The following is a 25,150-nucleotide window of genomic DNA, read 5'->3' on the forward strand; positions in this document are numbered from 1 at the left end:
GTAGGCAAAGCCCGAGCCTGCGATCGGCATATGCGTTGACACTACTTATGCGTCGCTTATAGATCTGGGAGCCTCACGGGAGTGCTGATTCTCCGTCACCACTCCCTCAACCCCCCGCATTTACGCATCCCGTAAGGACAAACGTGGCAGTTCTGTCCGTATCCCGCCGCACCGTCACGCGCGCCGCGCGCGCCCTCGGTGTCGTCTCCGCGTCCGCCGCGCTCACGCTCGGCATCGCCGGCAGCGCGGCGGCGTGCAACATCAACGAGTTCTCGGCCGAGGCCAAGTGCGTTGGTGACAACGGTGTCATCACCGTCACCGACGTGGACCCGGCCGGCGTCCCGGCGACCGTCAGCGTGTTCCTCCAGAACAACGGCGCCGACCTGCAGAAGATCGGCGAGCAGGTGGTCAGGGGCACCCGCGAGGGCACCACCATCACCTTCGAGGAGGACTGGAAGCCGAACGCCGAGTACCGCATCCACGTCAAGGCGACGCCGTACGTCGACGAGGACATCAAGCCGAACCTGACCACCCCGGCGACGCCCTGCAAGACCGGCGAGGAGCCCCCGGCACCCGAGGAGCCCGAGCCCACCCCGTCGCAGTCCTCCTCCGCCCCGGCGGAGGAGCCCGGCACCCCCTCCCCCTCCCCGTCGGCGTCCGGGAGCGGCGGCACCCCGCCCGCGGACACCTCGGGCAACGTGCCCTCCCCGGCCGGTGAGTCGAACCTCGCCGAGACCGGCGCGAACTCCAACACCGGCCTGATCGTCGGTGCCGCCGCCGCTCTGGTCGCGGTCGGCGGGGGCGCCGTCTTCTACGGCATGCGCCGCCGCGGAACGAACAGCGAGCGCTGACGCCTCACGGACACACGGGCGGCCCGTCCCCTCACGGGGGCGGGCCGTTCGCGTCGCCCGGGCCGGTCAGCCGAACGTCGCCCGCTTCAGCCACGCCTCCAGCAGCTCCCGTTCCCCGAGCACCTCCACCTCCGGCGCGTCCAGCGGCAGGCGCCGGTAGAAGGCGAGGAGCACGGAGGTGAGCGGGCCGCGCAGGGCGACCGTGGCCTTCTCGTGTCCGCGGCGCCAGGAGACACCGTCCTCGGTGAGCTCGATCAGCCACTCGGCGTCCAGTTCCGGCCCGGTGTCCGTGGCGTGCAGGTGAAGGGTGCGCCGCGGGCCGCGCAGTTCGTGCACCTCGTCCTCCGGCTGCGTCCGCTGCGCCCACTCCACGATCTCCAGCCACTCGTCGATCGCGTCGGCGGCGGCGTCGGGCGCGACCTCGAAGGGCAGCCCGGCGGCGAGGGTCGCGTCCGCGCGGTGCACGATCAGCTCGTGCGTCATGCGGCGGGCCCAGAACCCGGCGTTGCCGATCCCCGCCCAGCTCCACACCCCGGCGTCCGGACCGGCGTCCCGCAGCGCGCCGACGATCAGCTCGCCGGACTCCGCCAGCCACGCGTCCAGCGCGCCGGGATCGCCCCACGCCTCCGGCCCGCCGAACCCCGGCACCCGCTCCTCGGGGACCTCGTCCTCGGCCCCGGTGCGCACCATCAGCGCCGCCCAGCGCACCGCGCCGCCGACATGGCGTACGAGGTCCTCCAGGGACCAGTCGGGCGTGGTGGGCACCGTGCGGGACAGATCGGCGCCGGAGGTCACCACCGCGCGCAACTGCTCCGTCTGGTGGGCGATCTCCTGGCAGTAACGGTCGTGCGTGAGTCGGGTCATGGCGCTCACCCTAGGCAGGCGGCGGTCATCCGAGCACGGCGATTTCCGCCTCGTCGAACTCCACCCCGACCTCGTCCCCGACCTCCGGCGCCGACCTGAGCGCGCAGGCCGCCTCCAGGAGCGGGGCGTCCTCGGGCCGGAGGCGCACGGCGACATGGGTGCCCCGGAAGGTGCGCGCGGCCACCGTGCAGCGCAGGCCCTCGTCGGCCGGGACCAGTCGGACACCGGCCGGCCGGACCAGCAGCGTCCGGGTGCCCCGCGGGGCGCCGTCCGGCACGGGCACCTTGCCCCAGGGGGTCACGGCGACCCCGTCCGCCACCGTCGCCCCGACGACGTTCTCGAAGCCGAGGAAGCGGGCCACGAAGGCGTCGGCCGGCCGCTGCCACACCTCGAGTGGCGTACCGGACTGGGCGATCCGCCCGTCCCGCATCACCACGACCCGGTCGGCCAGGGCGAACGCCTCCCCCTGGTCGTGCGTCACCGCGAGCACGGTGGTGCCCAGCCGGCCGAAGAGCTCCCGCAGTTCGACGACGAGCCGCTCCCGCAGCGAGCGGTCGAGCTGGCCGAGCGGCTCGTCCAGCATCAGCAGCCGGGGGCTGGGAGCGAGGGCACGGGCCAGCGCGACGCGCTGCTGCTCGCCGCCGGAGAGCGCGGCGACGGCCCGCCCGGCCGCCCCCGGCAGCCCCACGAGGTCCAGCAACTCCCGCACCCGTCTGCTCTGTTCGTCCCGTGCCGCGCCGTGCATGCGCAGCCCGAAGGCCACGTTGCCGCCCACGTCACGCTGCGGGAACAGCTGGTGGTCCTGGAACATCAGCCCGACGCCGCGCTTGTGCGCGGGCACGCCCGCCTGGTCGCGCCCGTCGAGCAGGATCCGCCCGGAGTCGAGCGGCTGGAGCCCGGCCACCGCCCGCAGCAGGGTCGACTTGCCGCTGCCGCTGGGTCCCAGCACGCACACGATCTCGTGCTCGGCGACGCCCAGGCCCACGCCGTCCAGCACCGCCCGTCCGCCGAAGCGGACGGTCGCCGACTCCAGGTTCAGCAGCATCTAGAACTCCCCGGTCCTGTCGGTGCGCAGCCGCTCCAGCACGAGCAGCGCCACCGCGCACACGATCATCAGAATCGTCGACAGGGCCATCGCCTGACCGTAGTTGAGGTCCCCGGGCCGCCCCAGCAGCCGTGCCACGGCGACCGGCAGCGTCGGGTTCTCCGGCCGGGCGATGAACACCGTCGCCCCGAACTCCCCCAGCGACACCGCGAAGGCGAACCCGGCCGCGATCAGCAGCGCCCGGCGCACCATCGGCAGGTCCACCTCGCGCCACGCCCGCCACGGCGACGCCCCGAGCACCGCCGCCGCCTCCCGCAGCCGTCCGTCCACGGCCCGCAGCACCGGCAGCATCGTCCGCACGACGAAGGGGACGCCGACCAGGGCCTGCGCGAGGGGGACCAGGATCCAGGAGGCCCGCAGGTCCAGCGGCGGCTCGTCGAGGGCGATCAGGAACCCGAAGCCGACGGTGACCGCGGACACCCCGAGCGGCAGCATCAGCAGCGCGTCGAACCCGCGCACCAGCCGTCCCGCGTCCCGCCGGGTCAGCGCCACGGCGGCGAGGCCGCCGATCACCACGGCGATGGCCGTGGCGGCGACGGCGTACTGCAGCGAGTTGCCGACCGCCTCGATGGGCGGCACCAGGAACACGCCCCCCTCGTCCTCGGTCAGCGCCCGGTAGTAGCCGAGGCCGGCGCCGCCGAAGGAGCGTTGCACCAGCACGGCGAGCGGCAGCACGATCAGCACGGCGACGGTGGCGACGACCGCGCCGAGGAACGCCCACTGCCCGGCGCCGCGCGGCCGGCGCGCCGTGACCGAGGCGTCCACCAGCCGCAGCGCGGTCTCCCGGCGCCGTACGGTCCAGGCGTGCAGGGCGAGGATCGAGCCGACGGCGACGAACTGGATCATCGTCAGCACGGCGGCCGTGGAGAGGTCGAAGATCTCCGAGGTCTGCCGGTAGATCTCCACCTCCAGGGTCGAGAAGGCGGGCCCGCCGAGGATCTGCACCACGCCGAAGGAGGTGAAGGTGAAGAGGAAGACCATCAGCGTGGCCGCGGCCACGGCGGGCGCGAGGGCGGGCAGGGTGACCGTCCGCCAGGCCCCGAACCGGGAGGCGCCGAGCATCCGCGCGGCCTCCTCCTGCCGCGGGTCGAGCTGGGACCAGAGTCCGCCGACGGTGCGGACGACGACGGCGTAGTTGAAGAAGACGTGCGCGAGCAGGATCGCCCACACGGTGGTGTCCAGCCGGACGCCCCCCAGGTCGTCGAGGAGTCCGCCGCGTCCCACCAGCGCCAGGAACGCCGACCCGACGACGACCGTCGGCAGCACGAACGGCACGGTGACCACGGCGCGCAGCACCTGCTTGCCGGGGAAGTCGTAGCGCGCGAAGACGTAGGCGCCGGGCAGCGCGACGAGGAGGGTGAGGGCGGTGGAGGCGAGCGCCTGCCAGGTGGTGAACCACAGCACCTGGCGGACGTCCGGCTGCGCCAGCACGTCCGCGATCCGGCCGGGCTGCCAGGCCCCGTCGGTCCTCAGTCCGCGCGCGACGATCGCGGCGACGGGATAGGCGAAGAAGACGGCGAAGAACGCGACCGGCACGGCCATCAGGCCGAGCCGCGCCGCGCTTCCGCGCCGCCGCGCCGAGGCCCGTGTCACCTCAGTACGAGCGAGGTCCACGACTTGACCCACTGGTCACGGTTCTCGGCGATCTTCGCCGGCTCCATGGTCTGCGGGTTCTCCGCCCGCGGCCCGAACTTCACGAACTCCTCGGGCACCTCGGCGTCCTCCCGCACCGGGTGGACGAACATGTTGAGCGGCATGTCGTCCTGGAACGTCCTGCTGATCAGGAAGTCGAGCAGCGCCTTGCCGCCCTCGGGGTTCTTCGCGTTGGCCAGCAGCCCCGCGTACTCGACCTGGCGGAAGCAGGTGTCCTCGGCGACGCCGGTGGGGGCGGTGTCGGGGCGGGGGTCGGCGTAGATGACCTCGGCGGGCGGCGAGGAGGCGTAGGACACCACCAGGGGCCGGTCGGCGCCGGCCTTCCTGCCGCCGGCCGAGCCGGAGAACTCCTCGTTGTAGGCCTGCTCCCAGCCGCCGGCGACCTTGACGCCGTTGGCCTTCAGCTTCTTCCAGTAGTCCTGCCAGCCGTCGTCGCCGTACTTCGCGGCCGTCCCGAGCAGGAAGCCGAGGCCGGGCGAGGAGGTGGAGGCGTTCTCGACGACGAGGAGGTCCTTGTACGCGGGCTCGACCAGGTCGTCGAAGGTCTTCGGCGGGGTCAGGTCGCGCTCGGCGAACCAGGCCTTGTCGTAGTTGACGCAGATGTCGCCGCTGTCGACGGGGGTGACCCGGTGCTCGTCCTCGTCGACCCGGTACTCGGGCAGGATCCGGTCGGACCCCTCGGCCTCGTACGGCTGGAACAGCCCGTTGTCGAGGGCGCGGGAGAGCAGGGTGTTGTCGACGCCGAAGAGGACGTCGCCCTGGGGGTTGTCCTTGGTCAGGACGGCCTTGTTCACGGCCTGCCCGGCGTCCCCGTCCTCGAGGACCTTCAACCGGTAGCCCGACTGCTTCTCGAAGGCGGCGACGACGTCCTCCGACACCGCCCACGAGTTGTGGCTGACGAGGGTCACGGTCCTGGACCCACTGCCGTCGCCGCCGCCCGCGTCGCCGGACGACCCGCACGCGGACAGCGTGACCAGTCCCAGCCCCACGGCCGCGACCGTGACCTTCTTGGTGATGCCCACTTGATTCCTCCTGGAGGGACCAGGAAGAGACGCGGCCCTGCCCGGGACCCCTGGGCGGAGTCCCGGGCAGGGCGCAACAGCTCGAGTGATGACCGATCTCCCTACCCAGAATGACCTGGGCCAGGTTCGGAGGGTCTGCGGCCGGTGCCGCACTCTCAGCGCTGTGGCGCTCCCCTGTCGGAATATGAAGATGTACTTGCTCGCGTCACCCTACCGCTCGGTCGCGGCGAGCTGACCACACGCCCCGTCGATCTCCTGACCACGGGTGTCCCGGATCGTGACCGGCACACCGTGAGCGGCGATCGCCTCCACGAACGCCTTCTCGTCCTCGGGACGGGAGGCGGTCCACTTGGAGCCGGGCGTGGGGTTGAGCGGGATGAGGTTGACGTGCACGGGACGGCCCTTGAGCAGCCGCCCGAGGCGGTCACCGCGCCAGGCCTGGTCGTTGATGTCCCGGATGAGCGCGTACTCGATGGACAGCCGCCGGCCCGACTTCGCCGCGTACTCGAACCCGGCGTCGAGGACCTCGCGCACCTTCCACCGCGTGTTCACGGGGACGAGGGTGTCGCGCAGCTCGTCGTCGGGGGCGTGCAGCGAGATGGCGAGGCGGCACTTGAAGCCCTCGTCGGAGAACCGGTTGATGGCCGGCACCAGCCCGACCGTGGACACAGTGATCCCGCGCTGCGACAGGCCGAGCCCGTCCGGCTCGGGGTCGGTGAGCCGGCGGATGGCGCCCACGACCCGCTTGTAGTTGGCGAGCGGCTCGCCCATGCCCATGAACACGATGTTGCTGAGCCGCGCGGGCCCACCGGGCACCTCACCGTCCCGCAGCGCCCGCATGCCGTCCACGATCTGGTGCACGATCTCGGCGGTGGACAGGTTGCGGTCCAGGCCGGCCTGCCCGGTCGCGCAGAACGGGCAGTTCATGCCGCAGCCGGCCTGCGAGCTGATGCACATGGTCACCCGGTCCGGGTAGCGCATCAGCACGGACTCGACGAGCGTGCCGTCGAACAGCTTCCACAGCGTCTTGCGGGTGGTGCCCTCGTCGGTCGACAGGTGCCGGACGACCGTCATCAGCTCCGGGAGCAGCGCCTCCTGGAGCCGGCCGCGCGAACCGGCCGGGATGTCGGTCCACTGCTCCGGGTCGTGCGCGTACCGCGCGAAGTAGTGCTGCGACAGCTGCTTGGCACGGAACGCCTTCTCACCGGCCCCGACGACCGCCTCCTTCCGCTCGGCGGGCGTGAGATCGGCAAGGTGCCGCGGCGGCTTCTTGGCTCCGCGCGGCGCTACGAAAGTGAGTTCTCCGGGCTTAGGCATGGCTGTACCAGTGTCGCAGATCGACTCGGGTGCCCCTGTGGCTGTCTGTTCCGTGCAGGCGCGGGCGAAGGTGCGGTCCGGTGAGAGGTGGGCTTCGGGACCTGTCAGCGCACGGGGAGCCGTGATCACCAACGGCCTTCCAGGACTGACATCCCGTGACCGGGAGCCCTTCGGGCGTGCCTGAGATCCCTCGTGCGGGACGGGGCCCAAGGGCGCGAGCCGGGGGCATTCCGGCCGTTCCCCGGTCCGTGGGAAAGGCCGCTGGAATACTCGCTGCCATGACCGACTCACAGGACCGGACGCACCTGGCAGCGTACGAGGTGATGCGGCGGGAGCACCCCGAGCTGTTCCGCAACGACCAGAGCGGCGACGGCATCGACATCGTCGACCCACGAACGGTGGAGGTCCCCGGAGAGCTCGGTGTCCTCTACAGCGACGCACACATCCGGCTGCTCCGGGACCCGGTTCGCTTTCCCGACGGGCGGACGGGGGCGTACCTGAGGATTCTCGGCTCCACCCAGGCGCCAGGTGCGGCCGTGCTGCCGCTGCTGGAGGGCCGCGTCGTCCTGCTGGAGAACTACCGGCACGCCACCCGCGCGTGGCACCTGGAGATTCCCCGGGGCTTCGGCACGGAGGGGCTGGCGGCCGAGGAGAACGCGCTCAAGGAGCTGGAGGAGGAGATCGGCGTGCGACCGCTGTCCCTCACTCCGGTCGGAGCCGTCCACCCCGACACCGGGATGCAGTCCCACCTCGTGCGTCTCTTCGTGGCCGATCTGGCGGCGATCGGTGCCATGGAGACGGCCGCCGGCATCCGCCGGGCGGTGCTGCTCACCCCTGATGAGCTCGACAGCAGGATCCTGGACGGGTCCGTGACCGACGGTTTCACCCTGGCCGCCGTGGCCCAGGCCCGTCTCAGGAACCTCCTGCGCTCGGTTCGCCAGTCCCCGTAACGGGACTCGTCTCTACGGCTCGTCGGTCTCCGGTGCGTTGAGGGTGGCGATCTGCTCGTCCTCACCGTCCGCCTCACGCCGGACGAACCCAGCCTCCTGCAGCCGCCTGACGAGAGCCACCCAGTCGTCTCGGGTCCGCTGGAGCTTCACCTGCATCAGGTCCACGCTCGTCTGCAGCTCCCGCTCGGCGCGGCGCTGGTCCCGCCCGACCACAGAGAAGCGGACCACCGCCCGGGACGCCTCGGCCGCCACGGAATCGGCCACCTGACCGACGACCTCGATCTGGGGCTCGTCGTGGAAGATGAGGGAGATCACCGAGCCGAGGGTGTGGAGACTCACCTTGATGACGGGCTGCCACCGGTCCGCCTCGTCCGCGCGCCGTGTGCCGACGAACTCCGCGAGCCGCTCGGCCACGGCCACGTACCGGTCATAGACTGCCTGGCCCTGGACGGTGAACCGCTCCGGCGTCTTGAGCATCTCCTGCGGTTCCCTGAGGAGATCCAGCAGGCTGTTCTTGTACCGCATCCACTCGTCGGTCCCCCTGGCGCGACGCACGTGCTCGAGTTCGAGACCGGTGAGACCGACGTCCAACGGCCTCTGGATTAACGCGAAGGCCTGCTGCCTGAGCATGTGGACGAACTCGTCCACCGATGCTCCCCCGCCCCGCGCGATGGCCCGGTCCACCTCCTGCAGGGCCGTGCGGTCCAGCGAGTCGGTGGGGGTCAGGGGGTAGCGGCTCATGGCGTCCGGCAGGGCGACGCCGTACTTCAGGTCGGCGAGCTGCTTCAGTTCGGCCGCGAAGGGCTTCGTCCGGTCGTAACGACCGTCCGCGGGGTCGGACCCGTCGACGACGACGAACTCACGGTAGAAGTCCTCCCTGCTGACCAGTTCCTGCTCCGCCGCCCACCTGCTGACCTCGATCAGCCGGGCCTTCAGGAGCCGGGCCCCCTCTTCGTCCAGCGCGAAGTCGCGCTGCAGGCTCTCCGGGTCGAAATCCGGTAGCACGAGCAGCTGGCGGCGGAACGGACGCTGGAGTTTGACTCGGGTCAGATCGCCGTTCTCCGTGTTGTCCCACGACAGTCGCAGGCAGCTGCCCCGTGTGTCCCCCACCACGTCCCGCCAGGCGCGTACGCCCTCGGGCTGCACGGTGAAGTCCTCCTCCTGCACCAGGGTGTCTTCCCTGTAGAGGTAGGGGATGATCACCGATTCGGCGAGCAGGGACTTGAACGCCTCCCGCGATTCGCCGCCGTCCCGGAAGTCCTGATACACGGCCTGGTTGTTCAGGAAGAAGGCACGGTTGACGATGACCTGCTGCGCGTTGAGGAGAGCCCTCAGGTACTCGTGCCGCACCGCGAGCTGCCGCTGCCCCGTCACCCCCGGGTCACGCAGCGACTTTCCCTTGTTCAGCATGGAGGCGAGCAGTTCCTGCGGCACCCACTGGTTGTCCAGGCACTGGGCGACCACCGCCACGGGTTCGAGGTCACTGTTGACGATTTTCGTGAAGTCCGTACCCGGCACATATGCCATCTGTCGTCCCCCTTTGTGTCGGCACATCGCTCGGGGTTCTTCACAGCCGGCCCTGCCCCGAAACGCTCGCATCCATGATTCATGTTGTGCGATCGGACCCGGCGACAACAGTGACCTTCTGATGGGAATTGTTGGAATTTCGAACTCGTCGTCACTCGGACGACTTCCGTACGACGGGAGGGCCGGAAAGCGCCGATGGCCCGGCGCCGTGGCGGCGCCGGGCCATCACCCGCGATCAGGAAGGTCGGAGGGTCAGCCGGACCCCACGAACAGCACCAGCAGCAGCCACACCACCGGTGCCGTCGGGAGCAGGCTGTCCAGGCGGTCCATGATGCCGCCGTGGCCCGGGAGGAGGGTGCCCATGTCCTTGATGCCCAGGTCGCGCTTGATCATGGACTCGCCGAGGTCGCCCAGGGTGGCGCTGGCGGCGACCGCGAGGCCGAGCAGCAGGCCCTGCCACCAGCTGCCGCCGTCGATCAGGAACTCCATGCACAGCGCGCCCGCGGCCATCGCGAAGCCGATCGCGCCCAGCAGGCCCTCGCGGGTCTTGCCGGGGCTGATCCGCGGGGCGAGCTTGTGGGTGCCGAAGCGCCAGCCGACGGCGTACGCGCCGGTGTCGCTGACCACGGTCAGCAGGAGGAAGGTCAGGACGCGCCAGGCCCCGTCGTCGGCGGTGAGCATCATCGCGACGAAGGTCGCCAGGAACGGGACGTAGAACGCCGCGAAGACACCCGCCGTGACGTCCTTGAGGTACCCCTCGGGGGGTGCCGTCATCCGCCAGACGAGTACCGCCAGTGTGGTGAGCGCCATGGCGACCCAGGCGCCCTCCGCCCCGCCCGCGTACCCGGCGGCGACCATGGCCGCGCCGCCGAGGGCGAGGGGGACGAGGGGCGCGTTGATGCCCCTGCGTTCCCGCAGGCGCGACGTGAGTTCCCACAGGCCCACCACGACGGCGACGGCGACCACGCCGACGAAGACGGCCTTGACGACGAAGAGCGACGCGATGATCACGGCGCCGAGTCCGACGCCGACGCCTATCGCGGCGCCGAGGTCGCGACCCGCGGTTTTCTTCTGCGGGGCGGGCGCCGGCTGCGGGGCGTCGGGCATGGGCTCCGGATTCTGCGGCACCTCCCCACGGTGGGGCCGTGCCTGCGGCGTCTCGTCTCGGAACAGGGGGCCGCTCAGCCGAGCGGCCCCCCGGTCCACATCCTGGTCTCCGCCGTGGTCGGGTACATCGGGCACGACGGGCATGGGGCGAGTCTGCTGCGCGTAGTGCGCATCGTACGCGGGACCCGCCGGGGCGGTCCCCTGGCCGGGCCCGTGGTCGGGCGGGCCCCAGTACCCGGTCTGCGGCGTCCCCCAGGAAGAGTCGTTCATCAGACCTCGAGCAGTTCCGCTTCCTTGTGCTTCAGGAGCTCGTCCACCTGGGCGACGTACTTCGCGGTGGTGTCGTCGAGCTCCTTCTCCGCACGGCGGCCCTCGTCCTCGCCGACCTCGCCGTCCTTGATCATCTTGTCGATGGCGTCCTTGGCCTTGCGGCGCACGGACCGGATGGAGACCTTGGCGTCCTCACCCTTGCTCTTGGCGACCTTGATGTAGTCGCGGCGGCGCTCCTCGGTCAGCTCGGGGAACACCACACGGATGATGTTGCCGTCGTTGCTCGGGTTGACGCCCAGGTCGGAGTCGCGGATCGCCTGCTCGATGTTGCGCAGCGCGGTCTTGTCGAACGGGGTCACCACGGCCATGCGCGGCTCGGGCACGGAGAACGAGGCCAGCTGGTTGATCGGCGTCGGCGCGCCGTAGTAGTCGGCCACGATCTTGTTGAACATCGCCGGGTGCGCACGGCCGGTGCGGATCGCGGCGAAGTCCTCCTTGGCGACCACGACGGCCTTCTCCATCTTCTCCTCGGCCTCGAGGAGGGTCTCTTCGATCACCACTTGCTCCTGCGTGTCTTGAGTAGGCCCGGCTGTCGTCCTGGTCGGGGCGGCGGCCGGCTGCGTCGCGTCTTCTTCCTGCACGGTTCCCGACCGGCAGGACATTGTCCATCCCCCGGTCAGTCGCGCCCGGCCGGGTCACCCACCAGCGTGCCGATCTTCTCACCCTTGACGGCGCGGGCGATGTTGCCCTCCTTCAGGAGCTCGAAGACGACGATCGGCAGGCTGTTGTCACGGCAGAGCGTGACGGCCGTGGCGTCGGCGACCTTCAGGTCCCGGGTGATGACCTCGCCGTAGCCGAGGGCGTCGAACTTCACGGCGTCGGGGTTGGTCTTGGGGTCGGAGTCGTAGACCCCGTCCACGCCGTTCTTGCCCATGAGCAGCGCCTCGGCGTCGATCTCCAGGGCGCGCTGGGCGGCGGTGGTGTCGGTGGAGAAGTACGGCATGCCCATGCCGGCGCCGAAGATGACCACGCGGCCCTTCTCCAGGTGACGCACGGCGCGCAGCGGGATGTAGGGCTCGGCGACCTGCCCCATGGTGATGGCGGTCTGCACGCGGCAGTCGACGCCTTCCTTCTCCAGGAAGTCCTGGAGGGCGAGGCAGTTCATCACGGTGCCGAGCATGCCCATGTAGTCGGAGCGGGCACGGTCCATGCCGCGCACCTGAAGTTCGGCGCCGCGGAAGAAGTTGCCGCCGCCGATGACGATCGCGATCTCCGCGCCGTCCCGTACGACGGCGGCGATCTCACGCGCGATGGCGTGCACCACGTCGGGGTCGACGCCCAGGCCCCCGCCACCGGAGAAGGCCTCTCCGGACAGCTTCAGCAGGAACCGGCCGCGTACTTTGCCGTCGTCGCTCTTCTCAGCCTTGGTGGTCATCGGGGATCCCGCCTCTTTCGCGTGTTGCACATACGAAGAAGGCCATTGCCGGTGGGGCGTGGTTCGCATCCCATGCGGCAATGGCCTCCTCGTCAGATCTGCTGTCGCCCGGCACGCGCGCGTGCGTGGACGCGTGTCCGAACGACTGCTGTCGACCCTATAGGGGTCGGGCGTCCGTCGCGGTACGGACTCAGATGCCGACCTTGATGCGCGTGAAGCGCTTCAGGGTGACACCGGCCTCGTCCAGGACCTTCTGGACGGACTTCTTGTTGTCCAGAGCGTAGGGCTGGCCGAGCAGGGTGGCGTCCTTGAAGAAGCCGTTCAGACGACCCTCGACGATCTTGGCGATCGCGGCCTCGGGCTTGCCCTCGGCGCGGGTGGTCTCCTCGGCGATGCGACGCTCGGACTCGACGACCTCGGCCGGCACGTCGTCCTTCGCGAGGTACTTCGGCGCGAAGGCGGCGATGTGCTGGGCGATGCCCTTGGCGACCTCGGCGTTCGCCTGGTCGAGCTCGACCAGGACACCGATCTGCGGGGGCAGGTCGGGCATCGTGCGGTGCATGTACGCCGTCACGTAGGCGCCGGCGAACTGCGCGAAGCGGTCCAGGACGATCTTCTCGCCCAGGTTGGCGTTGGCCTCGTCCACGTACGCCTGGACGGTCTTGCCTGCCTCGATCTCGGAGGCGAGCAGGGCCTCGAGGTCGGCCGGGGAGGTCTTGGTGACGTGCTCGGCGATGGCGGTGGCCACGGCCTGGAACTTCTGGCCCTTGGCGACGAAGTCCGTCTCGCACTTCAGCTCGACGAGGACACCGGAGGAGTTGTCGTCGGCGATGATCGAGACCACGGCGCCGTTCTCGGCGGAGCGGCCCTCGCGCTTGGCGACGCCCTTCTGGCCCTTGATGCGGAGCGCCTCGACGGCCTTGTCGACGTTGCCGTCGGCCTCGTCCAGCGCCTTCTTGCAGTCCATCATGCCGGCGCCGGTGAGCTCCCGGAGCTTCTTGACGTCGGCGGCGGTGTAGTTCGCCATGAGTCTGTGAATCTTTCTCGAAGTCTGGCGGGTCGGAGGTTCGCGGGGTCAGCGACCTGCGGGAGGGCAGGTGTCCGACGCACCGCCTGCCTACGGGTGAACGGCGGGAGCGGTCCGGATGTCACCGCTCCCGCCGTCAACGGCTCTGACGGGAGGTCAGGCCTGCTCGGCCTCGGCAGCGGGAGCCTCGGCGGCAGGAGCCTCGGCCTCGGCAGCGGGGGCCTCAGCCTCGGCGGCGGGGGCCTCGGCCTCGGCGGCGGGGGCCTCAGCCGGCTTCTCGGCCTCGGCGGCGGCCGGAGCGGCCTCCTCGCCCTTCTTCTCGCCCTCGAGCAGGTCGCGCTCCCAGGCGGCGAGCGGCTCACCGGCGGCCTTGTCGCCCTTGCCCTCGGTGGCGACACCGGAGCGGGCGATGAGGCCCTCGGCCACGGCGTCGGCGATCACGCGGGTGAGCAGGGTGACGGAGCGGATCGCGTCGTCGTTGCCCGGGATCTTGTAGTCGACCTCGTCGGGGTCGCAGTTGGTGTCGAGGATGGCGACGACCGGGATGTTGAGCTTCCGGGCCTCGCCGACCGCGATGTGCTCCTTCTTGGTGTCCACGATCCAGACGGCGCTGGGCACCTTCTGCATCTCGCGGATACCGCCGAGGGTCTTCTCCAGCTTGGCCTTCTCGCGGGAGAGGACCAGCAGCTCCTTCTTGGTGAGGCCGGAGGCGGCCACGTCCTCGAAGTCGATCTGCTCGAGCTCCTTGAGGCGCTGCAGACGCTTGTAGACGGTCGAGAAGTTGGTGAGCATGCCGCCCAGCCAGCGCTGGTTGACGAAGGGCATGCCGACGCGGGTGGCCTGCTCGGCGATGGCCTCCTGCGCCTGCTTCTTCGTGCCGACGAACATGACCGTGCCGCCGTGGGCGACGGTCTCCTTGACGAACTCGTAGGCGCGGTCGATGTACGACAGCGACTGGAGCAGGTCGATGATGTAGATGCCGTTGCGCTCCGTGAAGATGAAGCGCTTCATCTTCGGGTTCCAACGACGGGTCTGGTGACCGAAGTGGACGCCGCTCTCCAGCAGCTCCCGCATCGTGACGACGGCCATGGCCGTTCTCCTTGAAATTCTCGGTTGTGCCGCGGATGCCGGACGGCTCCCGCGCCTGACGCCCGCGACGCGCCGTTGCCACGAAGGACCGAGGGGCGCTGACACCGGGGTACCGGCCGTGACCGGCCTCGATGTCGGGGCGTGCGAAGTCGACCCGGTGGCCCGGGTCGCCACCAGAAGTGTACGGGACCCGCGGGGTGCCGGGTGACGCCGATGTCCACAACGAGCCGCCGGTCCACAGCTCCCGGCGGTGATCACGGCCCTGCGGCACGCTTCCCGGCATGCGAACGAGTCGATGGACGCGGGCCGCCGCGCGCCTGGTCCTGCTGCTGGTCCTGACCCTGACGGCGCTGCTGGGCCCGCCGCCCTCCGCCTGGACCCGGACGGCGGCACCCGCGGGCGGCGATCAGGTGACGCCGCGTGTGGCACGCGCGTGGCCGGTGGGAGCCCGCCCGCGGGTGCTGCGCGGCTGGGAGCCGCCGGCGACGGTGTACGGGCGGGGTCACCGGGGCGTCGACCTGGCGGCGGTATCGGGGACGCCGGTACGGGCGGTGGCGGCGGGGCGGATCTCCTTCTCCGGCCGGGTGGCGGGCCGGGGCGTCGTCTCGGTCGCCTTGACGGGTACGGGTGATCCCCCGCTGCGCACGACCTACGAACCGGTTCGCGCGTCGGTGACCGGGGGCACCGAGGTGTCGGCGGGCGAGGTGATCGGCACCGTGGAGGCCGCGGGCTCCCACTGCCCGGCCCCCTGCCTGCACTGGGGTCTGCTGCGGGCCGACACCTACCTGGACCCGCTCACCCTGCTCCCCCCGTGGCTGCTGCGCGGGGGCCCGTCGAGACTGCTGCCGGTCCTCGGCGTCCTGGTACCGGAGTAGCGGGACACCCGGTGAAGGTCCGGGCCGCCGCGCGACGGGCGCGGTCCCGGCGCGTTCTCCCCTGTCCGCGCGACCGGCCGGACGGAACCGGACGGGGCGGACGGGACCCGCACCCGGCGCCGTCGTGGGACCGGCGCGGCCGGGCGGGCTCCGCGCCCGCCCGGCGGGGGGCCGTCAGCCGCGTACGCCTCCGAGGATCATGGACACCGCCGCCTCCGTGATCGTGCCGGGGTGTTCCGCCGCGCCCAGCTCGATGCGGCGCACGGCGGCGTCGACCACGCCCTGGAGCAGCATGGCCGCCAGGCGGGGCTCGGCGTGGCCCAGGCCGGCGAGGGCTTCGACGATCATCGCGACGAGGCCGCCGTGTGCGGCGCGGATCTTCTCCCGTGCGCCGCCGTCGAGCTCGCTCGCGGAGATCGCGACGACCGCGCGGTGCCGGCGGTCCCCGACCAGCTCCAGCTGCTTGCGGACGTACGCCTCGATCTTGGCCTCGGCCCCGTCGGCGGCCGCCATCGCCGCCTCGACCTCGGCGGCCCAGACCGGGAAGTCGACCTGGCACAGTTCCTCGACGACGGCGGCCCGCGAGCGGAAGTACTCGTAGACGGACGACCGCGCGAGCCCGGTGCGCTCGGCGAGGGCCGGGAAGGTCAGCGCCTCCGTACCGCCCTCGGACAGCAGGGAGCGTGCCGCGTCCAGCAGGGCGGCTCGCTGCATCGACCGGTGCTCGGCCACGGAGGCCGCTCGAATCCTTGGCACGTCAACCACTTTACGGACGCCCCGCCCGTGGCGGCCAGAGGATCGGCCGGCTCTCCGCCGGAAGGGCTCAGCGGGGGCTCAGCGGCCGAAGCCCGCCAGCTTGGCGCGCAGCTGGAGCACGGACTTGGTGTGGATCTGGCTCACCCGGCTCTCGGTCACACCGAGCACGTTGCCGATCTCGGCGAGGGTGAGTCCCTCGTAGTAGTACAGCGTCACGACCGTCTTCTCCCGCTCCGGCAGCGTGTTGATGGCCCGCGCGAGGAACCTGCGCAGCTCCCGGTCCTCGGCCACCTCCACCGGATTGTCGGCGGCGGTGTCCTCCAGGGTGTCCATCAGGCTGAGCCGGTCGCCGCCCTCACCGCCGACGTGCAGCAGCTCCTCCAGGGCGACGACGTTCGCCAGTGACAACTGGCTGAAAACGGCGTGCAGCTCCTCCACGGCGATGCCCAGCTCGCCGGCGACCTCGCTCTCCGACGGTGTCCGCCGCAGCCGCGCCTCCAGCGTGGCGTAGGCGCGCTCCACGTTGCGCGCCTTCTGCCGCACCGACCGCGGGATCCAGTCCAGCGCCCGCAGCTCGTCGATCATCGCGCCCCGGATGCGGGTGATCGCGTAGGTCTCGAACTTGATCTCCCGGTCGACGTCGAACTTCTCGATCGCGTCGATCAGCCCGAACACCCCGGAGGAGACGAAGTCGCCCTGCTCGACGTTGGGCGGCAGCCCGACGCTGACCCGCCCGGCGACGTACTTCACCAGCGGCGAGTAGTGCAGGATCAGCTGCTCCCGCAGTCGTTCGTCCCCTGTCGCCTTGTACGACCGCCACAACTCGTCGAGTGTCGAGGGGGCGGGCGGCCGCACGCTGCCACCGTCGCGGGCGGCTGGGGGGATCGCCGCCCGGTCGGACCCGGAGGTGTGCTGGGGCATTCGTCGCCTAGTGCCGTTCTGCCGTGGGCTGGTGCTGGCCGGATTCGCTGTCTGTCCGATGTCGAGTTGCCTGTCCGTGTCGGGATCCTCGTGAGCGTAGCGTGACTGCGGCGTCGCGGTGTGCGAAGAGGCGAGGTAGGACCGTACGCAGATTCGTTCCGGGTGCCGTCCCACCGGGGCATGACCGTCGCTCTGCGTGATCACCCGGGTGTCCCGGCCGGCTTGTTCCCCATGGTGTGTCGGGGTTCCCCCGGACGGCCGAACACGCTCCGTCAGCGGGCGTCCGGACGGTCATGGACCGGCATCATCGCCTGGCGCGTCAACTTCCAGCCGTCGCCGTGTCGTTCGACGTAGCCAAGTGCTCGTAGTTCGTACAGTCTCGCGACGGCGTCGTCCGGGGTGGTCTGCGCGGCCCGCGCGATGTCCTCGGGCGGGACCGTGACGTGGGCCGGCAGCGCGGCGAGGACCTGGCGGCCGGCCGGGTCGAGCAGGTCCCGTGGCAGCACCGGTCCCCGGCGCTCGGGTGCGAGCTCGCCCATGTCGCCGACCAGTTCGACGACCTCGGCGGCGTCGGTGACCAGGACCGCGTCCTGGCGCAGCAGTTCGTGCACCCCGGCGGAGAGCCCGCTGGTGGCCGGGCCGGGGATCCCCATGACGTGCCGTCCCAGTCGCCGGGCGGCGCGGGCGGTCACCAGGGAGCCGCTGCGGTGGGCGGCCTCGACGACGACCGTGCCGCGGGTGAGCGCGGCGATCACCCTGTTGCGGAGGACGAACCTGCTCGGGGTCGGGTGCTCGCCGGGTGGCAACTCGCCGACGACGAGTCCCTGTTCGGCGATCCTGCCGATGAGCCCGGCGTGTCCGCGCGGATAGGGGCGGTCGACCCCGCAGGCGAGGACCGCGACGGTGGCGCCGCCGGAGCCCAGCGCTCCGCGGTGGGCGGCACCGTCGATCCCGTAGGCGCCCCCGGAGACCACGACCCAGCCGCGCTCGGCCAGCCCCGCGGCGAGCGAGGCGGCCATGTGCGCCCCGTACTCGGTGCAGGCGCGGGCGCCGACGAGGGCGACCGAGCGCAGGGCCCACATGCGCAGGCCGGCCCCGCCGCGCACCCAGAGGCCGAGCGGTCGCGCGTCCCCCAGGTCGTCGAGCTGCCCGGGCCATTCCGCCGACCCGGGGAGGACGAACCGCACCCCGGCGTCCCGCGCGAGCGCGAGGTCCCGGTGCGGCTCGGCCCGCGCCGCCCGGGCCACCATCCCGGCCCACCGCTTGCCGCTCACGCCGGGAAGCGGCTCGCCCCCGTCCCGCAGCCGGCGCACCACCGCGTCCACGCCGTACTCCCGCATCCAGCGCCCGCCCGTCTCGTCGCCGGGCTCGACGACCCGGGTGAGGAAGACCCGGCCGAGCAGCTCGCCCCCGGAGCCGGCCGTCCCGCTCATACGGCCGCCCCGATCGTCATGGGCACCCCGCGCGGGACCCCGGTCCGCAGTTGCAGGGCGAGGGCGACGTCCGAGGCGTCGGGCCGGTCGTGGCCGGACAGGTCGGCGACCGTCCACGCGACCCGGAGGACCCGGTCCAGTCCCCGGGCGCTGAGCAGGCCACGTTCCAGGCCGCGCTCGGCGTCGTCCATGGCGCCGGGGACGGCGTGCCAGCGGCTGCGCAGCTCCCGGCCGGGGACCTCGCTGTTGGTGCGCCAGGGGGTGCCGGCGAGACGCGCCGCCGCGCGCTCCCGGGCCGCGCGGACCCGGCCGGCGACCGTGCTCGTGGTCTCGCCCCGTGGTGCGCTCGCGGTCAGTTCGGAGCGGGTGACACGGTCGACCTCGACCCGCAGGTCCACCCGGTCGAGCAGCGGCCCGGACAGCCTGGCCTGGTAGCGGCGGACGGCGGCGGGCGGGCAGTCGCAGTGGTCGTTCGTCTGCGAGAAGCGCCCGCAGGGGCACGGGTTGGCGGCGAGCACCATCAGGAACCGCGCCGGGAAGCGGACGACCCCCGCGCTGCGGGCGATGACCACGTGCCCGGCCTCCAGCGGCTGGCGCAGGGCGTCCAGGGCCCTGCCGCTGAATTCGGGCGTCTCGTCCAGGAAGAGCACGCCGCGGTGCGAGAGGGAGACCGCTCCCGGCCGGGCCGTGCCGGGGCCGCCGCCGACGAGGGCCTGCATGGTGGCCGAGTGGTGCGGGGCGCAGTAGGGAGCCGTGTCGATCAGGGGCCTGCCGGGTGGCAGCAGCCCCGCCACCGAGTGCACGGCGGTCACCTCCAGGGACGCCTGCCGGTCCAGGGGCGGCAGGATCGACGGCAGCCGCTCGGCGAGCATCGTCTTGCCCGCGCCGGGCGGTCCTTCCAGGAAGAGGTGGTGGCCGCCCGCCGCGGCCACCTCCACCGCCGTGCGCGCCGAGTGCTGGCCCACCACGTCCGCGAGGTCGTGGCCCTGGTCGTGCGGTGCCGCGCCGATGCCGTGCATGCCGGTGGCCGCTCCGGTGCCCGGGACGCGCAGCCCCGCCAGCATCGGGTCGGGCCGGTCCTGGTCGTCGGTGTCCTCCTCCGGCACCGGTTCGTCGGTGAGCACGGCGATCAGCTGGCGCAGGCTGCGGACGCCCAGTACGGACACGCCGGGCACCAGCACGGCCTCGGCGGCGGCGCACTCGGGCACCACCACCTGCTGGTAGCCCGCGTCGGCCGCGGCCAGCACGGCGGGCAGGATGCCGCGCACCGGCCGCACCCGGCCGTCCAGCCCGAGTTCGCCGATCATCACGAGGTCGGCGAGGACCCGAGGGTCGATCCGCTCGGCGGCTCCGAGCACCGCGCAGGCGACGGCCAGGTCGAAGCCGCTCCCGGCCTTGGGCACCGAGGCCGGGCTGAGCCCCACGGTGAGCTTCTTCTGCGGCCACTCGCCGCCGGAGTTGACCACGGCGGCCCTGACCCGGTCGCGGCTCTCCGTCAGGCTCTTGTCCGGCAGCCCCACCAGGGTGAAGGCGGCGACGCCCGGTTCGAGGTCGGCCTGGACCTCCACGACGACGCCCTCGACGCCCACCAGCGCCACCGAGCACGTACGGGCGAACCCCATGTCAGGCCACCCCCCGGACGTGCTCGACGACGGGGGCGCCGCGCGCCGGGAGCAGTACGCCGACCAGATCGATGCGGACCCCGCCGGGAGGCGCTCCCCCGTGCTCCTGGAGCCAGCGTTCCGCGAGGCTCCGCAGCCGTCCCGCCTTGGCCGGCGTGACCGCCTCCATGGGGTGCTGGAAGGATCCCGCCCTGCGGGTCTTCACCTCGCAGACGACCAGGGCGTCGCCGTCCCTGGCCACGATGTCGATCTCACCGGTCCTGCCGCAGCGCCAGTTGCGCTCCAGGACCGTCATGCCCGCCTGAGTCAGCCGCCGTGCGGCCAGTGTCTCGCCGTACCTGCCGAGTGCGCTGCGTGCCCGTTGTGCGTTCATGTCGGCACCACCTCCGGCGCCCACCGTCACGCGTCCCGCCGCACGGAGTGGATCTTGGTGTGTTACCCGGCGGTTGTGGACAACTCCGTCACCCGCTCGGGAGCTCCAGGTCGCTCTTGTTGAGCTCCTCGATGTTCACGTCCTTGAACGTGAGCACCCGGACCTGCTTCACGAAGCGGGCCGGCCGGTACATGTCCCACACCCACGCGTCCGCCATGGAGACCTCGAAGAACACTTCGCCCTGGACCGAGTGCACTTGCATCTCGTAGTCGTTGGTCAGATAGAAGCGCCGCTCGGTCTCGATCACGTATTTGAACAGGCCGACGACGTCGCGGTACTCCCGGTAGAGCTTCAGCTCCATCTCGGTCTCGTACTTCTCGAGGTCCTCGGCGCTCATGGCAGTTCCCCTTCAGCCGTGCGATCCCCCCATTGTGCGCCAGTCCCGCCGGTCACCGGACGATTTCGGTGTCCAGGGTCACGGGGCGGTCGGGGGGACCCTCGTCGAGCAGTGTCCGCAGCAGCCCGGCGAGTCTGGTCGGATACACCGTCTCATGTGCCCCGGCCAGTTCCGGCCACGTCCACCAGCGTGATCCGGCGACACTGCGCCGCTCCAGTTCGGTCAGCGCCGTGGCCGCGACCGCCGTCCGGGTGGTGCGGGCGAGGAAGTACCACTCGTCCTGGTCCCAGCGGCGTCCGGCGAACGGGAAGGAGCACCGGCGCCGCCACAGCACCGGTCCGAGCTCGACGTCCGTGATGCCGGTCTCCTCGGCGAGCTCGCGCAGCGCGGCCTGCTCACGGGTCTCCTCACCCTCGACACCCCCGCCGGGCGTGAACCACCAGTCGTCGGCGGGGTCGTCCGGCTCGTGGCCGTGCAGCAGGAGGATGCGGTCCCGCGGGTCGAGCAGCACGACCCGGGCGACCCGGCGCAGCCCGCCCTCGGAGGAGCTCTCGACCGCCGGGGCCGGCTCAGCGGACACCGGTGCCCCCCGCGCTCGCCCGGGCCCGGGAGGCCGCCGCCCGCTTGGCGAAGGGGCCGTAGGCCGCCCCGCCGAGAACGAGCACGGCACCGGCGATCACCATCGCGGTGACGGTCCGGAGCGGGCCGGGCGAGGAGAGCGCGCCGAGCCGCTCGAAGCCGGAGGGCTCGGTGAGCATGCCGTCCATCGGCCAGACCACGGCGTCGACCCTGGCCTGTACCGCGCCGCGGGAGACGGTGCCGCCGGCCGCGTCGGTCAGGTGGGCGGTGGAGTCCACCGACCCGGAGCGCTCGTCACCGAGCAGGAACAGGCGCCCCTTCGGCACGGTCACCTCGGGGAAGGCGGTGAACCCGGTGACCGTGTCGTCGGCGAGGTACGGTTCGTCGATCTCCTCGCCGTTGACCTTCAGCCTGCCGTCCTGGCAGCAGGAGACCTTGTCACCGCCGACGGCCACCACCCGCTTCACCATGGGCACGTCGGCCCACGTGGTGTCCGTGAACACGACGACGTCACCGCGGCGGACCTCACCGCCGTCGACGCGCTGGGCCAGCACCCGCTCGCCGGCGTCGATCGTCGGCGCCATCGAGGTGGTCGGCACGGTGTACGGCCGGTACACCACCGCGCCCCAGACGAACCCGCCGAGGAACATCAGCAGGCCGAGGGCGACGGCCGCGTTGGACAGGAGCTGACCGGTGCGGCCGCCCGCCCGGGCGCTGCCCGAGCCACCCGTGCCGGGGACCGTACGTGTCGTGCTCTGACCAGTCATGGCCGCACCCTACCCGGCAGTACCGGACGCGGTCAGCCCTCTTCGCCGCCCTGACCGGCGCCGGACCTCCGGCGCAGCAGGAGCACCAGCGGCACCGCGCCCGCGAGCGCGATCCCGTGCGGCGCGGCCGACAGAGCCGGGCCGGACGGCGACGAGGCGTTCAGACCGGGCTGGTCGAAGGTGTCGGGGACCGGCAGGTTGGTCCAGCGGTCCAGCGGCCAGGCGACGACGACGGCACGGCCGACGACCTTGTCCACGGGGACGAAGCCCTCGTTCTTGTCGGCCTGGTTGTACCGGGAGTCCCGGGAGTTCTGACGGTGGTCGCCCATGACCCAGATGTGGCCCTCGGGGACCTTCACCTTGAACTGGCCGCCCTGGTCGTCCTGGCTGCACGGGGTGTTGCCGGGATACACGTACGACGATTCGTCCAGCGCCATGCCGTTGACCTTCAACGGGCCGGTGCCCTTGCACTCGACCGTGTCACCGCCGACGCCGATGACCCGCTTGATCAGGTCCTTCTCCTCCGCGGACGGCATCAGGCCGATCCAGCTGAGGACCTTCTGCAGCGCGTTCGGCTCGGGGGTGGGCTCGCCCGCCAGCCAGTTGTCGGGGTCGTGGAACACGACGACCTCGCCGCGCTCCGGCTCGGAACCGAACCAGGGGGTGAGCTTGTCGACGAGGACCCGGTCACCCCGCTGGAGGGTGTTCTGCATCGAGTCGGACGGGATGGAGAACGCCTGCACCAGGAACGTCTTGATCAGCAGCGCCAGCACCAGGGCGATGCCGATGAGGATGGGCAGCTCCTTCCAGAAGGAGCGGGGCTGCTTCGCGCGGGGCGAGCCGTGTCCCGAGCCGCCTCCCTGGCCGCCCTGCTCCGTCGGGGGCTGCCCGCCCCCGGCTCCTTCGCCACCCGCCGAGGAGTGATTCCCGGAGGTCACGGAGTCGTCCGCCGCCGGATAGGCCGCTTCCCCGGGACGCCCGCGGCGCTCCTCGCCCTCGCGTCCGGACCGTGCGCCAACCGCCGCATCCCCCACGCCATCTCCTCACTCTCTGCCGCTGCCCGCGCCATGCCCGGCGCAGGCCCACCACTCCCATAACGAGCGGGAGTTCCGCAGGGGTCGGGAGCTGGACCATTCCCTCGGAATCGTCCGGGGCAACCCTATGCGACAGCGGGGCGGCAGCGGTCGATCCCGGCGCGGAGTCCGACACGGACGCGAAGGTCGTGGGCTCCTCCAGAGTGCTCCAGCGGCCGAGGGGCCAGGCGATGACCACGGCCCGGCCCACCACCTCGTCCTCGGAGACGGTGCCGCCGTAGTCGGTGTCCTGGTGGGAGCGGGAGTCGGCGGAGTTCGACCGGTGGTCGCCCATCACCCACAGCCGTCCCTCGGGCACGGTGATGTCGAACGGGATCGAGGACGGGGCGTTGCCGGGGTAGAGGTAGTCGCCCTCCTCCAGCGGGACACCGTTGACCGTGACCCGGCCCTGCTGGTCGCAGCACTGGACCTTGTCGCCGCCGACGCCGACGACCCGCTTGATGAGGTCCTTGTCGTTCTCGGACGGCAGCAGTCCGATGAAGGTGAGCCCTTCCTTGATCTGCTTGATCCCGACGGGGTCGTCCTTGCTCGGCGTGGTCTGCTCGGTCGCCAGCCAGCCGCCGGGGTCCTTGAAGACGACCACGTCGCCGCGCTGCGGCCTGGACCCGAACCAGGGGGTGAGCTTGTCGACCAGGACCCGGTCGCCGATCTGGATCGTCTGCTCCATCGAGCCGGACGGGATGACGAAGGCCTGGACGAGAAACGTCTTGAGCACCAGCGCGATCAGGACGGCGACACCGACCAGGAGGGGGATCTCCTTGACGGCGCTGCGCCTGCGGCGCCGCTTGACCTTGCGCTGGAGTTTGCGCCGCTCGGCGCGGCTGCGTCCGGGGGACGCGCCGGTCGCCCGGCGGGAGCCGGTGGGCAGCAGGTTCTCCGCGGCGCTCTCCGGGACACCGCGGGGTTTTCCGCGGTTACCCATGGCCGCCCTCCGCCCGGACGGGGTCCGCCTCCCGGCCCGGGACGCGCGCGTAGGCGTCGGGCCGGTGCAGCCGGGTGGCACGGTCGAAGGGCCACACGATGGCGTCGGCGCGACCGATCACCTCGTCCACGGGGATCATGCCGCCGCCGGGCGAGCCGAGGTGGTCGCGGGAGTCGCGGGAGTCGGCGCGGTGGTCACCGAGGACGAACAGCCGTCCCTCGGGTACGACGACGTCGAACGGCACACCGGAGGGGCCCTCGCCGGGGAACAGGAAGCCCGACTCGTCGACCGACCGGCCGTTCACCCGGATCCTCCCCTCCCCCTCGCAGCACACGACGTGGTCGCCGCCCACCCCGACGACCCGCTTGATGTAGTCGGCCTCACCGAAATACCCGGTGCCGTCGAACACAATCACGTCGCCGCGGTCCGGCCCGTCGCCGGAGCGGTACGCCAACTTGTTTACGAGCACGCGGTCCCCGGCTCTCAATCCGGGCTCCATCGATCCGCTGGGGATCTCGAACGGCCGCAGCACGAACGTGTTGAGGGCCAGCAGGAACAGCAGGCAGAGCAGCAGGGTCAGGCTGACGCGCCCGCCGGGGAGCCAGGAGGAGACCCGCGCCACCAACGCGGAACGCGACCGCTCCTCCGGCCCCGGTGTCCCCGAGGTGTCCTCGGGTCCTGGCGGGGGGAGGGAACGGTCGCGCTCCGTCGGCTGTGCTTCGGTGTCCATCGACGCCAGATGCTATCCGGCCGCGATGTGACGCCGGTAAAGCGCTCAGTTCTCGCGCTTCTCCTTGATCTTCGCCGCCTTGCCGCGCAGCTCGCGCAGGTAGTACAGCTTGGCGCGGCGGACGTCACCCCTGGTGACGAGCTCGATCTTCTCCACGATCGGGGTGTGCACCGGGAAGGTGCGCTCGACGCCGACGGAGAAGGAGACCTTGCGGACCGTGAAGGTCTCGCGGACGCCGGCACCCTGGCGGCGGATCACCACGCCCTTGAACTGCTGCACACGGGAGCGGTTGCCCTCGATGACGCGCACGTGGACGTTGACGGTGTCGCCGGGGCGGAACGCCGGGACGTCGCTGCGCAGCGACGCGGAGTCGACGGAGTCGAGCAGGTGAGACATTTCGTCTGCTTTCTTCGCTGATGCCGCAGGTCATCAACGGCAAGTAGGGTTTCGGATCACAGAGGCGC

Annotated in this window: 25 protein-coding genes, 1 pseudogene and 1 riboswitch; of the genes and pseudogenes, 3 read left to right on the plus strand and 23 right to left on the minus strand. The window is 71.6% G+C overall.

All coding sequences use genetic code 11. The annotated features are described in order from the left end of the window. The first annotated feature begins 143 nt into the window (after positions 1-143). Positions 144-851, plus strand: a complete 708-nt coding sequence (locus IE118_RS20860; RefSeq protein WP_189559504.1) for an LAETG motif-containing sortase-dependent surface protein — start codon at positions 144-146, stop codon at positions 849-851. Positions 852-917: 66 nt separating this feature from the next. On the opposite strand, the gene IE118_RS20865 is transcribed toward IE118_RS20860, so the two are convergent. The 5 genes from IE118_RS20865 to rlmN form a co-directional block, all read right to left on the minus strand. After that, positions 918-1,715 carry a maleylpyruvate isomerase family mycothiol-dependent enzyme gene (locus IE118_RS20865; RefSeq protein WP_189559505.1) on the minus strand — a complete coding sequence of 266 codons (798 nt, stop codon included), beginning with the start codon at positions 1,713-1,715 and terminating at the stop codon, positions 918-920. A gap of 25 nt (positions 1,716-1,740) precedes the next feature. Then, positions 1,741-2,760: an ABC transporter ATP-binding protein gene (locus IE118_RS20870; protein ID WP_189559506.1), complete on the minus strand. Its 1,020-nt coding sequence runs from the start codon at positions 2,758-2,760 to the stop codon at positions 1,741-1,743. Next, entirely contained in the window at positions 2,761-4,362 is a 1,602-nt protein-coding gene (locus IE118_RS20875; protein WP_229846883.1) for an ABC transporter permease, read from the minus strand. Between the two features lie 47 nt (positions 4,363-4,409). Beyond that, positions 4,410-5,495, minus strand: coding sequence for a thiamine ABC transporter substrate-binding protein (locus IE118_RS20880; protein WP_189559508.1), 1,086 nt, complete (start codon positions 5,493-5,495; stop codon positions 4,410-4,412). An 80-nt stretch (positions 5,496-5,575) separates the two neighbouring features. Beyond that, positions 5,576-5,681, minus strand: a riboswitch (TPP riboswitch). Positions 5,682-5,705: 24 nt separating this feature from the next. Next, complete coding sequence (gene rlmN / locus IE118_RS20885) at positions 5,706-6,812, minus strand: dual-specificity RNA methyltransferase RlmN (protein WP_189559509.1); 1,107 nt, start codon at positions 6,810-6,812, stop codon at positions 5,706-5,708. A gap of 278 nt (positions 6,813-7,090) precedes the next feature. On the opposite strand from rlmN, the gene IE118_RS20890 reads away from it, so the two are divergent. Further along, positions 7,091-7,762, plus strand: coding sequence for an NUDIX hydrolase (locus IE118_RS20890; RefSeq protein WP_229846884.1), 672 nt, complete (start codon positions 7,091-7,093; stop codon positions 7,760-7,762). Positions 7,763-7,774: 12 nt separating this feature from the next. Here the strand turns inward: IE118_RS20890 and IE118_RS20895 are convergent, their stop codons facing one another. From IE118_RS20895 to rpsB, 6 genes are all read right to left on the minus strand, one after another. Then, positions 7,775-9,289: a hypothetical protein gene (locus tag IE118_RS20895; RefSeq protein ID WP_189559510.1), complete on the minus strand. Its 1,515-nt coding sequence runs from the start codon at positions 9,287-9,289 to the stop codon at positions 7,775-7,777. 252 nt (positions 9,290-9,541) lie between these two features. Further along, complete coding sequence (locus tag IE118_RS20900) at positions 9,542-10,666, minus strand: phosphatidate cytidylyltransferase (protein ID WP_189559511.1); 1,125 nt, start codon at positions 10,664-10,666, stop codon at positions 9,542-9,544. Next, positions 10,666-11,223, minus strand: coding sequence for a ribosome recycling factor (frr, locus tag IE118_RS20905; RefSeq protein WP_189559512.1), 558 nt, complete (start codon positions 11,221-11,223; stop codon positions 10,666-10,668). Before frr ends, IE118_RS20900 begins: the two co-directional genes overlap by 1 nt. A gap of 119 nt (positions 11,224-11,342) precedes the next feature. Then, a complete protein-coding gene (gene pyrH / locus IE118_RS20910) occupies positions 11,343-12,101 on the minus strand; it encodes a UMP kinase (RefSeq protein WP_189559513.1) in 759 nt (252 codons plus the stop codon). A 190-nt stretch (positions 12,102-12,291) separates the two neighbouring features. Continuing rightward, positions 12,292-13,128 carry a translation elongation factor Ts gene (tsf, locus tag IE118_RS20915; protein ID WP_189559514.1) on the minus strand — a complete coding sequence of 279 codons (837 nt, stop codon included), beginning with the start codon at positions 13,126-13,128 and terminating at the stop codon, positions 12,292-12,294. Positions 13,129-13,284: 156 nt separating this feature from the next. After that, on the minus strand, positions 13,285-14,217 hold the full coding sequence (gene rpsB, locus IE118_RS20920; RefSeq protein ID WP_189559515.1) for a 30S ribosomal protein S2: 933 nt from the start codon (positions 14,215-14,217) through the stop codon (positions 13,285-13,287). Positions 14,218-14,498: 281 nt separating this feature from the next. Here rpsB and IE118_RS20925 point away from each other — a divergent pair, with 281 nt between their 5' ends. After that, positions 14,499-15,092: a M23 family metallopeptidase gene (locus tag IE118_RS20925; RefSeq protein WP_189559516.1), complete on the plus strand. Its 594-nt coding sequence runs from the start codon at positions 14,499-14,501 to the stop codon at positions 15,090-15,092. A 174-nt stretch (positions 15,093-15,266) separates the two neighbouring features. On the opposite strand, the gene IE118_RS20930 is transcribed toward IE118_RS20925, so the two are convergent. The 12 genes and pseudogenes from IE118_RS20930 to rplS all read right to left on the minus strand — a co-directional run bounded on the left by IE118_RS20930 (position 15,267) and on the right by rplS (position 25,082). Beyond that, entirely contained in the window at positions 15,267-15,824 is a 558-nt protein-coding gene (locus IE118_RS20930) for a TetR/AcrR family transcriptional regulator (protein ID WP_189559667.1), read from the minus strand. A 102-nt stretch (positions 15,825-15,926) separates the two neighbouring features. Further along, the gene (whiG, locus tag IE118_RS20935) at positions 15,927-16,769 is read right to left on the minus strand and encodes an RNA polymerase sigma factor WhiG (protein ID WP_189559517.1); all 843 of its coding nucleotides are present in this window, start codon (positions 16,767-16,769) and stop codon (positions 15,927-15,929) included. Positions 16,770-17,041: 272 nt separating this feature from the next. After that, positions 17,042-18,202, minus strand: coding sequence for a DNA-processing protein DprA (gene dprA, locus IE118_RS20940; RefSeq protein WP_189559518.1), 1,161 nt, complete (start codon positions 18,200-18,202; stop codon positions 17,042-17,044). Next, on the minus strand, positions 18,199-19,824 hold the full coding sequence (locus tag IE118_RS20945; protein ID WP_189559519.1) for a YifB family Mg chelatase-like AAA ATPase: 1,626 nt from the start codon (positions 19,822-19,824) through the stop codon (positions 18,199-18,201). The genes dprA and IE118_RS20945 overlap by 4 nt, the downstream gene beginning before the upstream one ends. Position 19,825: 1 nt before the next feature. Next, positions 19,826-20,227 carry a YraN family protein gene (locus tag IE118_RS20950; RefSeq protein WP_189559520.1) on the minus strand — a complete coding sequence of 134 codons (402 nt, stop codon included), beginning with the start codon at positions 20,225-20,227 and terminating at the stop codon, positions 19,826-19,828. A gap of 58 nt (positions 20,228-20,285) precedes the next feature. Continuing rightward, entirely contained in the window at positions 20,286-20,594 is a 309-nt protein-coding gene (locus IE118_RS20955; protein WP_003993268.1) for a DUF2469 domain-containing protein, read from the minus strand. Positions 20,595-20,646: 52 nt separating this feature from the next. Beyond that, entirely contained in the window at positions 20,647-21,174 is a 528-nt protein-coding gene (locus tag IE118_RS20960; protein WP_189559521.1) for an NUDIX hydrolase, read from the minus strand. Continuing rightward, positions 21,164-21,940, minus strand: coding sequence for a signal peptidase I (gene lepB / locus IE118_RS20965; RefSeq protein WP_189559522.1), 777 nt, complete (start codon positions 21,938-21,940; stop codon positions 21,164-21,166). Before lepB (IE118_RS20965) ends, IE118_RS20960 begins: the two co-directional genes overlap by 11 nt. A 32-nt stretch (positions 21,941-21,972) precedes the next feature. After that, on the minus strand, positions 21,973-22,974 hold the full coding sequence (gene lepB / locus IE118_RS20970) for a signal peptidase I (RefSeq protein WP_229846885.1): 1,002 nt from the start codon (positions 22,972-22,974) through the stop codon (positions 21,973-21,975). Further along, a pseudogene (lepB, locus tag IE118_RS20975) lies at positions 22,865-23,956 on the minus strand (signal peptidase I); the annotation flags it as partial. The pseudogene lepB (IE118_RS20975) and the gene lepB (IE118_RS20970), both read right to left, overlap by 110 nt. After that, positions 23,949-24,686, minus strand: coding sequence for a signal peptidase I (gene lepB / locus IE118_RS20980; RefSeq protein ID WP_189559525.1), 738 nt, complete (start codon positions 24,684-24,686; stop codon positions 23,949-23,951). The gene lepB (IE118_RS20980) and the pseudogene lepB (IE118_RS20975), both read right to left, overlap by 8 nt. Before the next feature lie 45 nt (positions 24,687-24,731). Beyond that, positions 24,732-25,082, minus strand: a complete 351-nt coding sequence (rplS, locus tag IE118_RS20985; protein WP_004924850.1) for a 50S ribosomal protein L19 — start codon at positions 25,080-25,082, stop codon at positions 24,732-24,734. Positions 25,083-25,150 lie beyond the last annotated feature (68 nt).

Source organism: Streptomyces pilosus (assembly GCF_014649835.1).
GTDB classification, from domain to species: domain Bacteria; phylum Actinomycetota; class Actinomycetes; order Streptomycetales; family Streptomycetaceae; genus Streptomyces; species Streptomyces pilosus.

What these genes read in the sequence shown, in the direction of transcription:
- IE118_RS20865 (WP_189559505.1), bottom strand. Translation starts at nt 1,715, where the DNA reads ATGACCCGACTCACGCACGACCGTTACTGCCAGGAGATCGCCCACCAG.
- IE118_RS20870 (WP_189559506.1), bottom strand. Translation starts at nt 2,760, where the DNA reads ATGCTGCTGAACCTGGAGTCGGCGACCGTCCGCTTCGGCGGACGGGCG.
- IE118_RS20875 (WP_229846883.1), bottom strand. Translation starts at nt 4,362, where the DNA reads ATGGCCGTGCCGGTCGCGTTCTTCGCCGTCTTCTTCGCCTATCCCGTC.
- rlmN (WP_189559509.1), bottom strand. Translation starts at nt 6,812, where the DNA reads ATGCCTAAGCCCGGAGAACTCACTTTCGTAGCGCCGCGCGGAGCCAAG.
- IE118_RS20890 (WP_229846884.1), top strand. Translation starts at nt 7,091, where the DNA reads ATGACCGACTCACAGGACCGGACGCACCTGGCAGCGTACGAGGTGATG.
- IE118_RS20895 (WP_189559510.1), bottom strand. Translation starts at nt 9,289, where the DNA reads ATGGCATATGTGCCGGGTACGGACTTCACGAAAATCGTCAACAGTGAC.
- IE118_RS20900 (WP_189559511.1), bottom strand. Translation starts at nt 10,666, where the DNA reads ATGAACGACTCTTCCTGGGGGACGCCGCAGACCGGGTACTGGGGCCCG.
- pyrH (WP_189559513.1), bottom strand. Translation starts at nt 12,101, where the DNA reads ATGACCACCAAGGCTGAGAAGAGCGACGACGGCAAAGTACGCGGCCGG.
- tsf (WP_189559514.1), bottom strand. Translation starts at nt 13,128, where the DNA reads ATGGCGAACTACACCGCCGCCGACGTCAAGAAGCTCCGGGAGCTCACC.
- rpsB (WP_189559515.1), bottom strand. Translation starts at nt 14,217, where the DNA reads ATGGCCGTCGTCACGATGCGGGAGCTGCTGGAGAGCGGCGTCCACTTC.
- IE118_RS20925 (WP_189559516.1), top strand. Translation starts at nt 14,499, where the DNA reads ATGCGAACGAGTCGATGGACGCGGGCCGCCGCGCGCCTGGTCCTGCTG.
- whiG (WP_189559517.1), bottom strand. Translation starts at nt 16,769, where the DNA reads ATGCCCCAGCACACCTCCGGGTCCGACCGGGCGGCGATCCCCCCAGCC.
- dprA (WP_189559518.1), bottom strand. Translation starts at nt 18,202, where the DNA reads ATGAGCGGGACGGCCGGCTCCGGGGGCGAGCTGCTCGGCCGGGTCTTC.
- IE118_RS20945 (WP_189559519.1), bottom strand. Translation starts at nt 19,824, where the DNA reads ATGGGGTTCGCCCGTACGTGCTCGGTGGCGCTGGTGGGCGTCGAGGGC.
- IE118_RS20955 (WP_003993268.1), bottom strand. Translation starts at nt 20,594, where the DNA reads ATGAGCGCCGAGGACCTCGAGAAGTACGAGACCGAGATGGAGCTGAAG.
- lepB (WP_189559522.1), bottom strand. Translation starts at nt 21,940, where the DNA reads ATGACTGGTCAGAGCACGACACGTACGGTCCCCGGCACGGGTGGCTCG.
- lepB (WP_189559525.1), bottom strand. Translation starts at nt 24,686, where the DNA reads ATGGACACCGAAGCACAGCCGACGGAGCGCGACCGTTCCCTCCCCCCG.
- rplS (WP_004924850.1), bottom strand. Translation starts at nt 25,082, where the DNA reads ATGTCTCACCTGCTCGACTCCGTCGACTCCGCGTCGCTGCGCAGCGAC.